We start from the raw sequence: 11823 nt of genomic DNA on the forward strand, positions 1-11823 counted from the left end.
CACCTGCACAGCGGCGACCTCAAGACGATCGCGACGCTGCAGTATGTGGGCGCGCTCATCGTGACTGTCCCTCTGGCGCTCGCGTTCGAGCGGCTGCATTTCGACGGTACGGCGCAAGCGTTTGCGGCGCTGGCCTGGTCGGTCTTCGGCCTGTCGATGGGCGGGGTCGGGTTGCTTCTCTACCTGATCCGCAGGGGGCAGGTCTCCCGCGCCGCGTCGCTGATCTACCTGATGCCGCCGACGGTCGCCATCGAGGCATTCATAGCCTTCGGCGAGCCGCTGACCTTGCCGTTGATCAGCGGAACGATCGTCGTCGTCACCGGCGTCTATCTGACCAACCGGAAGAGCGCCGTCCGGGTGGCTGAAGCCTAGGCCCTAACCCTAGTCGCGTACTCATAAATCGACGGAGCCGGACGAGGCGCGTTGGGTATCAAATGCCATCGACCGCGGAGCCCTAGGGCAACTGTGCGCCATAAGCGGCCGCTGGAAGAGTTGGCACGGCCCTTAATGCGCGACGCGTCTCCATGCGGTGTGGAGCGGAATGGCTGCATACGCCTACGGTTTCATCGTCGCTCATGATAAGCTTCTTTGTCTGTTTGCTGTCGATGAGCCTGCACGGCGGCTCAGGCAGGCGCTGCTCGGACATCGCGCTTGTCCTGGCAGTAGACGGCTCCGATAGCATCGATGATGACGAGTATGCGTTTTAGAGCACGCGCGGAATAGCGGTTTCGACAGTCCTAGCAGCCGAAGTAAGTCCAAGGCATCAAACAACTGGGCCAAGTGATCTTTTGCTCGGGAGTTTTCGACCTCTAAATGCATTCATGCAAACCCACATCCGCATTCAACAAGCAGAGGGATTACGACAATGAATTCAGCTTTGTTAACGCTCTTTGTGTCAGCAACAGTCAGCCTCCTTGGCACTTTGGCGGTGGCCGCTGACAACGCTGCAACCGTCACACCACTCATAAAAAAGGACCTCCCAAATTATCCTGGCAAGGAGGGGCTGATGATATCGGTCGAGTATGGGCCGGGAGGTTCCGATCCTATTCACAAACATGACGCAAATGCATTCGTCTATGTTCTGGAGGGCTCGATCGTGATGCAGGTCAAGGGAGAAAAAGAAGTCACCTTGTCGCCGGGAGAGACCTTCTACGAAGGTCCTTCCGACATACACTTGGTCAGCCGCAATGCGAGCACGACTGAACCGGCGAAGTTTATCGTCGTGCTGCTTAAGAACAAGGATGCTCCGGTTCTCATGCCGGTAGAGTGACATTCGGTGCGGTGGCGACGAACCAGTGCACCCTATACTGATAACTCGTTGGCATGATCGTCGCTTTCGTATCTAGCGTGCCGGTCGGACGCCACCTCCCGCAAAAGGACGTTATCATGCGCAAGAATCATGGAAGGGGTCTCTTGTCCTCCGGGCGCAAGTACTAATCGCCGACGAACGTGACCGTCTCGTCGAGCGGGACGCGGCCTGTCCGGGGGTAACTTACGGTGGGGTCCTCGTACCCGATCGACATGCCGCAGAAGAGGATGAGCCCGTCCGGGGGTGACAGGACCTCCGCGACCGTCTCGCGAACCTGCGACCACGCCATCTGCGGGCAACTGTGCAACCCCTCGGCGCGGAGCAGCAGCATGATGGTCTGCAGATACATGCCGACGTCGGCCCATTGGGGCCGGCCCAGGTCGCGGTCGATGTAGCAGAACAGGGCCGCTGGCGCGCCGAAACAGTTCCAGTTGGCGATGGCTGCCCGCTGGCGCGCCTCCCAGTCCTCGCGCGCAATGCCGAGAGCGCTGTAGCGCTCCTTGCCGAAGGCGGATCGGCGCTCCGCGTACGGGGACTTCAGCACGGACGGGTACATCTCGTACTGCCGCTCGTCCCAGGGGTCGCCGTGGGCCACGCGCTCGACGGCGCATGTCTTGAGCTCGGCCAGCGGCGTGCCGGTCAGTACGTAGGTGTTCCACGGCTGGATGTTCGATCCGGACGGCGCCCAAGCTGCGGCGGTCAGCACGCGCTCAAGCACCTCCCTCGGCACGGGCTCGTCTTTGAATCCGCGCACCGACCGTCGGCTTGTGACTGCCTCATATACATCCATGATGATCACCTCCCTACCGCCGGCTATCCGTTTCGTTCAAACGCATGCGGTCGTCCAGTTCGGCCCTGACCCGACAGGCGGTCAGTACTCCCAGGGGCCTGGTACCCAACGAAAGACGTCGCCGGCGACCGCCACATGGCAGACGGACGGGAATGACAGGTGCGTCGCCACCAGCGACTCGCGGTTTGCCGCCAACTCCCGCAGAAGACGGACCCGGACGCGGGCCGCCTCCTCGGGATCGTGTTCGAAACCGTTGTACCAGTCGGGGTGCTCGAACCCGACCTGGAACACGGCATCTCCGGCGAACGTCAGCCGGTCGCCGCTGGACGCCAGGCGCACCACGCTGTGCCCGGGGGTGTGGCCGCCGGTGCGTTGGACGAGCACCCCCGGCGCCACCTCGTGCTCGTTTTCGAACGTCCGCAACAGGCTGTGGTACTCTTCCAAGAATCGCTTTCCCGTCCGCCGAAGCGCGTCCGGGAACCCCGGCGGCATGGAGACGCGGGAGAAATCGGGCGACTCCCAGAACTCGGCCTCGGCGGTCGCCACGTGGACCCGCAGGTCAGGACGCAGCCGCTCTTTCACCCCATCGGCGAGCAGCCCGCCAATGTGGTCCATGTGCAGGTGGGTGAGCACCACGTCGGTCACGGATGCGAGATCGATGCCCGCCGCCTCCAGTCGCTGGGCCCACTGCCCGGCCCGCGGCAAATCCGGGAACTCGCCCCCGATCCCAGCGTCGATGAGTATGGTCCGGCCGCCGCTGCGCACAACGACCGCGTTCAGCGCCCACTCGAGCACGTCCGGCGGCAGGAACATGTCCTCCAGCCAGGCCGCCCGGACAGCCGGGTCGACGTTGTGGCCCAACATCGCGCCTGGCAGCGATAGTACCCCATCGCTGACCACCATGACGTCAATCGTGCCGACCTTCAGCGCATAGCGCGACGGAACCAACTCGTGCTCCGGTCTACCGTGGATGTACCTCGCGTTCACCTTGTCGGCGCAGTGTTTGACCGGGGGGTGTGGGGTGTTGTCCAAGCTCATGTTTGCCTCCTGTCGACCGCTTTGGTCTCGAAGCCGCCGGCTCCCGCGGGATGGCACGCGCCGCCGAACTCGGAATTGGCTTGCGCCTTGCGCAACCGATCACGGCAGACCGCCGGGCGGTTAATATAGCGGGCTTGTGCTAGGCCGTATAATCACAAATGTCGTTGGCAATTGATAGCGCGACTGATCCAAGGGTGCTTGACGAGGAGATCTTTGATGAGGCGACGCCGTTACGAACTGACCGACCGGGAATGGTCGATCATTGCTCCGCTGCCGCCCAGCAAGCCTCGCGGCGTGCCGCGTGTCGATGACCCTCGGGTTTTGAACGGCATCCTGTGGCATCGCCACGCGCTACTACAAGGACCCGGCGAACTACCTCGCCGCCGTAGTCGCAGGCCGCATCCAGGCGTAATGAGGCTACGGCCTAGTCAGGCTGCCGGGTCGGCATGGGTCAGTTGGTGAATCTTTCTCACATGCGTGACAGCCGCGGCACCGCCCGCTGTCTTGGTGAACAGATCCAGTTTCTCTTCCTCGCCGTCATCGACCGGGGTCAATGCCTGATCCATGTAGCTCTTTGAGGCCGGATCCCTTTTGATGAAGAAGGCGGCGGCGCTCATGCGCAGGATAACGCCGGCCAGCTTAACGTGCTTGGCCACGGTTTCCCACACGAAATGCGGCCAGAAGACGAGAGGGTGCGGCCGTGGCAAGCCTGGACGCCGCTCCGAGGGATGCTTCAGCCGCAGCAGGCCGCTTTGCAGGGGGTGCACTTTCTCCAGCGGCACAGTCGTTGCAAAGGACACCAGAACCTTGACAAGGCTTGCAAGCGGAACGCCCGTTGCAACGGCGCGGCGGAGCAGCGTCTTCACATGTTCCGGCGAGTAATAGAGCGACCAGGCCTCGAGATAGATGCTTTCCCATTCCTGTCTGCTCATCTTTTCGTGGGCAGTGCAGACGTGCTCGACGTCATAGGTGTTCAGGTCGGCGTCCATTTCGACGCCCTTGCGCCAAAGCGTCTGGTGGTCCTCCGAGCCGGGCAGCGGCGTCAGGACGAAGAACTCGATGACATCCAGCGGCAGTTCGTGCTGAATGATCTGAATGTCGCGGCGAATGGTTTCCGGCGTGTCAGAAGGGAAGCCGAGGATATAGCCGGCCAGCGTCATGATGCCCTGCGCCTTCCAGGCCAACAGCATCTTTCGGTATTCGGTGATCTTGTTCTGGTTCTTCTTGGCGGCCGTCAGGTTGTCCGGATTGACGTTTTCCAGACCGATGAAGACACGCGTGACGCCAGCGCGCTTCGCCTTCTCGATGAAATTCGGGATCTTGTGGCAGAGCGTATCAACCTGGATCATCAGGCCAAGCGGGATGCCGTCTCTTTCCTTAAGCTCGATCAGCCTGTCGAAGATGGCTTCCCAGTCCTTGTTGCGGGCGAAATTGTCGTCGGTGATGAAGAATTTGTGGATGCCCTGCGCCCAGTTCATGCGCACCAGCTTCTCGATGTCGTCGGCCGACCGGAAGCGCGATTTGCGGCCCTGCACATTGATGATGGTGCAGAATGAGCACTGGTAGGGGCAGCCGCGGCCTGCGTCGAAACTGCTGCTGAGACCGAGGGTGTGTTCGATATTTTTCTTCGGCAGGAAGGGCACCGGCGTACCGCCGATTCCCGGAAGGTCATTCATGAAATTGTAGACCGGCTCAAGTTCGCCATAGGCCGCGTCATGCAAAACCTTGTCGAGCCTCCCTTCGGCCTCACCGGCGAACATCGAAATGCCCATCTCGCGGCAGGCGTCAAGCTCGACCGCCTTGCCATCAAGCATGGAAAGGCAGCCGGAGACGTGAAAGCCGCCCATCGAAACAGGAATGCCTGCCGCGCGAAACGGGCGGGCGATGTCGAGGGCTCGCGGATACTGGTTCGACTGAACGCCGACCAGTGCGACCATGCCGAAATTGCCGTGCTTCTTCAGCAACGCAAGCAGCTCGGGAATATTCACGCGGGTATTGGTTTCGTCGATCACCTTGATGTCGATGGCGACGTCCGGGCCGAGCACTTCGCGTTCCGCGCAGTCTGCGGCAATACCAAAAAGAGCCGCCAGCGAGTTCGAGGGAATCATCGCCCGCCACCAGCGGATCACGTAGCCGTCGTCGTCATAGTGCGACGGCTTGAGGAGAATGAGCTGAAAACGGCGGCCGCTGGTCGCTACAGGTGATCGCAAAGTCTGAGTCTCTCTCTCTGAAATCGAAGGCACTAAATGAGAACCATCGCCTTGCCGGCGCGGGCATGCAAGCGGACTGTTATGATCGGCAGGGTAGTCCGGCAAAAAGCAATGCTGATCACGATACTATTAAATATGTCACCGGCGCGTTCTCTTACAAGGAGATCCGCCGGTGAAAGCCATACAAACAGACGTAAAGCAAAAAAAGGCCGGAAGATACCGGCCTCTTTCTGAATTCTCTATTCAAGCCCGTTCGCGGCGCTGGCCGCCGCCGTTGCGGGGGCCTTTTCGGCGCATGCCGCCGCTGCCGTCCTGGCGCTCGCCGCCGCCATGGGCCTGCGCGCCGCGATCTTCGCCGTGCTTGTGTGCCGGGCGGCCGTGGGCCTGGCGGGCACTGCCGGGATGATGACGATTATTCTCGCCACTGCCGCGGTTCCCGTGAGGATGCGTGCGCTGTGGCTTGTTGGCCGGGCGGAAATCCGAGGTCGTGGCCAGATCGTTGTCCGGACCGACGGCAGGCGTGGGCTCGCCACGGCGCTGGCCGCGGAAGTCCTCATTGCGGGCGGTCTGGCGCTCCGGACGGGGGCGACGCTCGCGACGTTCCTCGTTGTTGGCGCGCACTTCGCCGCCTTCGCCTTCGCGGCGCGGACGACGTTCCGGACGGCCGCCGGAGCGGTTCTGTTCACCACGGCCTTCGCCGCCACGACCCTCACCACCACGACCCTGGCCGCGGTTGCCGCCATTGCCGTTGCCATTGCCGCGGCGAGGCGCCGCGTTCATGTTGGCCGGTGCTTCACCGCTGGCAACGGTGATGTTGATGCTCATCAGGCGCTCGATGTCGCGCAGCAAACGCGACTCGTCGGGCGCGCAGAAGGCGATCGCGATGCCGTCGCGGCCGGCACGGGCCGTACGGCCGATGCGGTGGACATAGGCTTCGGCAACTTCAGGCAGGTCGTAGTTGTAGACGTGGCTGACAGCCGGGATGTCGATGCCGCGGGCGGCAACGTCGGTGGCGATCAGCGTCTTGATATCGCCGTCACGGAAGGCCTTGAGGGCACGCTCGCGCTGCCCCTGGCTCTTGTTGCCGTGGATGGAGGCAACGGAATAGCCTACGTGCTCGAGGTGCTTCATCAGCTTCTCCGCACCATGCTTGGTGCGCAGGAACACGATGGCGCGGCCATCCGGGTTTTCGGTGAGCGACTTCTTCAGGAGATCCGTCTTGTCGTTCTTGCCGTTGACGAAATGGACGTACTGCTCGACCTTGTCGGCAGCCTTGCCCGGGGGCGTGACTTCGACCGTAACCGGGTTCGTCAGGTACTCGCCGGCGAGATCGGCGATCGACTTCGGCATGGTGGCCGAGAACAGCATGGTCTGGCGCTTCTTCGGCACCATCTTGGCGATCTTGCGCAGGTCGTGCACGAAGCCGAGATCGAGCATCTGGTCGGCTTCGTCGAGAACGAGGTAGCGCACGGCAGTCAGGCCGATGGCACGACGGTTGACGAGATCGAGCAGGCGACCGGGCGTCGCAACGAGGATGTCGGTGCCCTTTTCAAGCTGCAGCTGCTGCTTGTTGATCGACACGCCGCCGACGACAACGTTGATGCGCAGGTGCGACTTGCGCAGGAAGTTCTTCAGGTTCGTGGCGATCTGGTTCACCAGTTCGCGGGTCGGGGCGAGGATCAGCGTGCGCGTGGTGCGATTGTCCGGACGCCGTTCTTCAGGGATGAGCTTTTCGATGAGCGGCAGGCCGAAGGCGGCCGTCTTGCCGGTGCCGGTCTGGGCGAGGCCGATCAGGTCACGGCCTTCGAGGAGAAGCGGGATCGCCTTTTCTTGGATGGGAGTCGGCGTTTCGATGCCGAGCTGGAAAAGTGTGGCGACGATCGGCTTGGAAACACCAAGCGATTCAAAATTGGTCAAGTCATAACCTTTTTAGGGCGCGCCAAAACAATATCGCCGGATCGCAGAGTGCGGCCCGGTGTCATTCTGGCGTCAAGCACCCCGCGTGAAGTGGGAACTTGTCTTGTTGGAAAAAGCTTTCCAGCGCTTCTGCCGCGTCTTGGGATGCGGCCTGTATGAAATGCGCTTTTGTCCTTCTTCCTGCATCCTATTTGCTGGCAGGGGCACGCTCACGCGGCGGCCGGAAGGTGAAAGCTATGCCGCATTTGGGCTAGTTTGCGTTGAAAGTCAAGCCGACACGCGAGAGAAAGGTGTAGCGGGCGCCGCCTCAATGAGCAGCGGCGCGACGCAGATAGGCTCCTCAGTAGCGAGGGCAGACCCGAACGTTGACCCACACGTCCGACCGATGATCGTAGCGGCGCTCCACACCGCAATAGCCGTAATTGCGGTAATAGCCCCCATAAGGTCGATAGTAGGAGCGATAGTAAGGACGATGATAAGGCCGGTAGTAATAGGGCCGATAATAGGAGTTGTAGTAGGGCCGGTAGTATGGCCGATTGTACGCATACGGCCGGTAATAATAAGGACGGTAGTAGCCTCCATAGCCGCCGTAAACTCCGTAACCGCCATAGCCGCCGTAAACTGGGTAGCCGCCGTAGGCTGGATAATATCCGGGGCGCACCGCCGTCGAGAGCAGGATGCCGCCAACGGCGCCGGCGGCGACACCGCCCCAGAAGTCATCCGAGACGGCGTGTGCAGGCGTTGCTGTTGTGAGTGAGCTGGCAGTCAGGGTCAATGCAATCAGGCCCGTCGCCATTTTATGAAGAACGGACATGGTCGTTTCCTTTCATCGACGACGCTTGTTCTTTGAGCGACGGTAGAATCCGCTTCAATCACGGCAAGTTGATGGAAAAAAGCGGTGCCGCAAATCAAATCTTCTCGACTATACTTGCGTTTCGTTTTCGGCGGTATCGCCGTCGCGAAACGCCCCAAGAGCGAATGTCTCCGCAGGCCCACCGCTGAGTTTCCGGTGCTTCCGAGCGTTGAAAATCGTGCGGGATCAATGCGATGGCGCCTTGATGCTTCCGTTCAGATTCAACCTTAAGTCGGTCGTCTTGCTCGGCCGTCGGCTTCGACCCTTATGGTTAAAGCATTGTTAAGCGGCCTGGGATTATGGTGTCCTGATGAATTTTCAGTCTTTTGCGGGAGTGCGTGCTTTTTGATGTCTGCGGGAAACCTTCTGGAGCTGGCATGCAGCCGGATCGCAGATCTGGAAATCCCGGCCTATGTCAAGAACAGCGAACTTCGGTACGTTGCCGTCAACGAAGCCTACGCGCGTTTCTTCGGCGGGGAGATTTCGGATTTCATCGGCCACCGCACACGCGAAATTCTCGACCGTCCTGAAGAAGAGGAGCGTGAAGACAAGGAGCGCCGCGCACTCGTCTTCGGAACCGAAGAAAACGCCATCTGTTTCGATGCTGCGGAAACTGTGCATGCGCGCATCCAGATCGAAAGCTTCATGCCGTCGGAAGAAAGGGCTTATGTGCTCGGTATCTTCGCGGACAACGGCCGCCGGTTGGAGCAGCGCGAGGACGAGCTTCAGCCTCTGCTCGATCGCGCCAAGTCCGAATTCCTTGCCCATATGAGCCACGAACTCCGCGGGCCCGCGAACGAGGTGCTCGGCATGGCCGGGCTTTTGGCAAAGACCGATCTCGAGCCGCAGCAGAGAGCCTTTGTCGATAGCATCGTCAAATCCGGCAACGCGCTTTTGAAGACCATCAATGACATTCCCGATGTTTCGAAGATGGACGCCGATCCCGAGCCGCTACCCATCGATGTGCGGGGGGCGCGTGTACTCGTGATCGACGGCAACGAGGTGAATCACCAGATACTCCGCGAGCAGTTGGCGTTCTGGGGGTTCGACGGGGCGGCGGCCGAAGATGGCAGAACCGGAGTTGCGATCCTCGAAGCGGCGGGCGACATGGGTGTCAATGTCGATGCCGTCATACTCGACCATCACATGCCGAACGGCGCGGAGATTGCCCGCATCCTGATGGCCGATGCCCGTTTCGAGAGCTTGCCCATCATCTTTTTGACCTCGATGGACAGCTCCGGCACGGAGAACGAATTCGCGGGCCTCAACGGCCATGCGCATCATATGAAACCGGTGCCGGCCAATATTCTTCGCAGTACGATCATCGAGGTCGTGCGCGCAAGCCGCGTGAAGCGAGGACCGGCCGCTGACATCGTCGGCAAGCCGGCGTACCTCGATTCGAGTGCTCAGGAACCAGAGTTCATCGATGTACTCGTCGCCGAGGACAACGAGGTGAACCAGATCGTCTTCACGCAGATACTGCAGGGCACCGGCCTCAGCTTCATGGTGGTCAATAGCGGTCAGGAAGCGGTCAATGCATGGCAGACGCATTTGCCGCGCATCATTATGATGGACCTGACGATGCCGGTCATGAGCGCCTACGATGCGACGCGCGCGATCCGCGAGCGTGAGCGCGGGCAGGGGCACCGCGTACCGATCATCGGGGTAACGGCCCACGCGCTGGAAGCCGACCGCGAACTCTGCCTTGCCGCCGGGATGGACGACTATATGTCCAAGCCGATTAGTCCCGAACTGCTGGAAGAGAAAATTCAGCTCTGGCTCGGCATGAGCGCTGAGCGTCCCGGCCTTAAGGCTTGATGCCGCAGAGCATCTCCCGCTTGCCGGCATAGCCCTTGCGCCGCTCGACTGCAAAGCCGGCAGCGATCAGATTGCGCCGGACAAAACCTGCCGCGGCATAGGTCGCGAAGCTGCCGCCGGGAACTGTCCTTTCAAAGACGAGACGCATCAGATCCTCAGACCACATGTCGCCGTTTCGCGATGGCGCGAAGCCGTCGAGATACCAGGCGTCGAAGCCGGGTTCGGCCGCCGCAACGCCTTCGAGTGCCGGGCCGCAGACGACGTTCAGCCTCGTCTGGCCGTCCAATGCCAGCGTCACGGTGCCTTGTGGTTCGCCCGGCCACATTTTTGTCAGCGCCTGCCGCTCGGCGTCGATTTCCGGCCAGCGCGACAGCGCGCGATCGATATCCTCAGCGCGCATCGGGTAGAGCTCGAAAGACATGAAGACGAGATGCTGACCGTCTGTGCGGTGTGCTTTCCATTGCCGCCATGTCTCGACGAAGTTCAGCCCGGTCCCGAACCCCAGTTCTCCAATCAGGAATTTGTCTTTTCCGGCCCAGCGTTCCGGCAGGCCGTTGCCTGCCAGAAAGACGTGGCCGCATTCGAGCCGCCCATCCGTCTGGCAATAAAAATGGTCGCCAACGGCAGCCGAATAGGGCATATCGCCGTCGCGCCATTCGAGCGGCAGGCTCGTGCTGCCACTCTGATCGGGATCAATCTCTGTCATGCATAAAGCCGATAGTGCGGCCTTCTCCTCTGGTCAATCGTCTGTCAGCCTGCTGATTGCGGGCGGCGGCATCATGGGGCTGTGGGCGGCGGTTTACGCCGAGCGCCTTGGCATCGATACCCTGCTCGCCGATGCAGGCGAACTGGGGCAGGGTGCCAGCGGCGGGCTGCTCGGCGCCCTGATGCCGCATATGCCGGACAAATGGAATGCCAAGAAACAGTTCCAGTTCGATGCGCTGGTTTCGCTCGAAGCCGAGATCGCCGCGATAGAAGCCGCGACCGGTCTTTCCGCTGGTTATCACCGTTCCGGCCGCGTCATTCCGCTGCCGAAGCCGCATCTGCGCAAGATCGCGCTTCGCCATTCCGCCGACGCCGAAACGCATTGGCATCAAGGCGGTCGCTGCTTCCATTGGCATGTCGGGGATGCTGCGCCAGTCGCTGGCTGGATCGATCCGGCCGCAGGAGAGAGCGGCTTCGTTCACGATACGCTCGCTGCCCGCGTTGCGCCCCGCGCGCTGGTTGCCGCGCTTGCCGCGTTTCTCCGGCAGGCAAAACATATACATATCGTCGAGAACGCGGCCGTCGGAGCCCTCGAACCGGAACGCGGCACTGCCGAGGTCGGCGGAAAGCCGGTACGCTTCGGCCGCTGCATCATCGCGGCGGGGCACCAGTCATTTCCTTTGCTGCAGCAGTTCACGCCGGGCTTGGGCAAGCCGCTCGGCCAGCCGGTCAAGGGGCAGGCGGCGATGCTGAAGGCCGATATCGATCCGGCCTTCCCGACCATCTTCCGCGATGGGCTTTACATCGTGGCGCACGAGGGCGGCCACGCCGCCATCGGCAGCACCAGCGAGAACAATTTCGACGATCCAGTCTCGACCGATGCCCAACTCGACGCGCTGATCGAAGCCGCGCGCGAAATGGCGCCCGTGCTTCGCAACGCCCCGGTGGTCGAGCGTTGGGCCGGTCTTCGCCCCAAGGCGATCGACCGTGATCCCATGGTGGGTCCGCACCCGGCGCATCCGCGGCTCATCGCGCTGACCGGCGGTTTCAAGGTCAGCTTCGGTCTCGCACACCGTCTGGCCGAAGCTGCCGTCCATATCGCTGTCGGCCGGTCTGCCGCCTTTGCACTGCCGGAAAGCTTTGCGCTTTCGAGTCACATGACGGCGAGTTCACGCTAGACGTG

General features: G+C 61.6%; 10 protein-coding genes and 1 pseudogene. 5 read left to right on the forward strand and 6 right to left on the reverse strand.

Annotated features, from left to right (window positions below; translation table 11 throughout):
- Together ACPYOJ_RS13255 and ACPYOJ_RS13260 are read left to right on the forward strand one after the other, a co-directional pair.
- Positions 1-372: EamA family transporter (locus tag ACPYOJ_RS13255; RefSeq protein WP_481416661.1), on the forward strand; the 372-nt coding region annotated here is incomplete at its 5' end.
- Between the two features lie 493 nt (positions 373-865).
- Complete coding sequence (locus tag ACPYOJ_RS13260) at positions 866-1270, forward strand: cupin domain-containing protein (RefSeq protein WP_481416662.1); 405 nt, start codon at positions 866-868, stop codon at positions 1268-1270.
- A 163-nt stretch (positions 1271-1433) separates the two neighbouring features.
- On the opposite strand, the gene ACPYOJ_RS13265 is transcribed toward ACPYOJ_RS13260, so the two are convergent.
- Together ACPYOJ_RS13265 and ACPYOJ_RS13270 are read right to left on the reverse strand one after the other, a co-directional pair.
- Positions 1434-2099 (reverse strand): nitroreductase, encoded by a 666-nt coding sequence (locus ACPYOJ_RS13265; protein WP_481416663.1) that lies wholly within the window; start codon positions 2097-2099, stop codon positions 1434-1436.
- Positions 2100-2180: 81 nt separating this feature from the next.
- Positions 2181-3137 (reverse strand): MBL fold metallo-hydrolase, encoded by a 957-nt coding sequence (locus tag ACPYOJ_RS13270; RefSeq protein WP_481416664.1) that lies wholly within the window; start codon positions 3135-3137, stop codon positions 2181-2183.
- Between the two features lie 216 nt (positions 3138-3353).
- On the opposite strand from ACPYOJ_RS13270, the pseudogene ACPYOJ_RS13275 reads away from it, so the two are divergent.
- Positions 3354-3476, forward strand: a pseudogene (locus ACPYOJ_RS13275) (transposase); the annotation flags it as partial.
- An 89-nt stretch (positions 3477-3565) separates the two neighbouring features.
- Here the strand turns inward: ACPYOJ_RS13275 and ACPYOJ_RS13280 are convergent.
- The 3 genes from ACPYOJ_RS13280 to ACPYOJ_RS13290 all read right to left on the reverse strand — a co-directional run bounded on the left by ACPYOJ_RS13280 (position 3566) and on the right by ACPYOJ_RS13290 (position 8078).
- Positions 3566-5347 (reverse strand): B12-binding domain-containing radical SAM protein, encoded by a 1782-nt coding sequence (locus ACPYOJ_RS13280; RefSeq protein ID WP_481416665.1) that lies wholly within the window; start codon positions 5345-5347, stop codon positions 3566-3568.
- A gap of 243 nt (positions 5348-5590) precedes the next feature.
- Positions 5591-7264, reverse strand: coding sequence for a DEAD/DEAH box helicase (locus ACPYOJ_RS13285; protein ID WP_168830369.1), 1674 nt, complete (start codon positions 7262-7264; stop codon positions 5591-5593).
- A 340-nt stretch (positions 7265-7604) separates the two neighbouring features.
- Positions 7605-8078: a hypothetical protein gene (locus ACPYOJ_RS13290; protein ID WP_481416666.1), complete on the reverse strand. Its 474-nt coding sequence runs from the start codon at positions 8076-8078 to the stop codon at positions 7605-7607.
- Between the two features lie 384 nt (positions 8079-8462).
- Here ACPYOJ_RS13290 and ACPYOJ_RS13295 point away from each other — a divergent pair, with 384 nt between their 5' ends.
- Entirely contained in the window at positions 8463-9935 is a 1473-nt protein-coding gene (locus ACPYOJ_RS13295) for a hybrid sensor histidine kinase/response regulator (RefSeq protein ID WP_481416667.1), read from the forward strand.
- Here ACPYOJ_RS13295 and mnmC2 read toward each other — a convergent pair.
- The gene (gene mnmC2, locus ACPYOJ_RS13300) at positions 9925-10641 is read right to left on the reverse strand and encodes a tRNA (5-methylaminomethyl-2-thiouridine)(34)-methyltransferase MnmC2 (protein ID WP_481416668.1); all 717 of its coding nucleotides are present in this window, start codon (positions 10639-10641) and stop codon (positions 9925-9927) included. The two genes, ACPYOJ_RS13295 and mnmC2, sit on opposite strands and share 11 nt — an antisense overlap.
- On the opposite strand from mnmC2, the gene ACPYOJ_RS13305 reads away from it, so the two are divergent.
- Positions 10640-11818 carry an NAD(P)/FAD-dependent oxidoreductase gene (locus ACPYOJ_RS13305; RefSeq protein ID WP_481416669.1) on the forward strand — a complete coding sequence of 393 codons (1179 nt, stop codon included), beginning with the start codon at positions 10640-10642 and terminating at the stop codon, positions 11816-11818. The two genes, mnmC2 and ACPYOJ_RS13305, sit on opposite strands and share 2 nt — an antisense overlap.
- The last annotated feature ends 5 nt before the right edge of the window (positions 11819-11823 follow it).

The sequence above is a fragment of the Rhizobium sp. SVR5-9E genome, assembly GCF_056755095.1.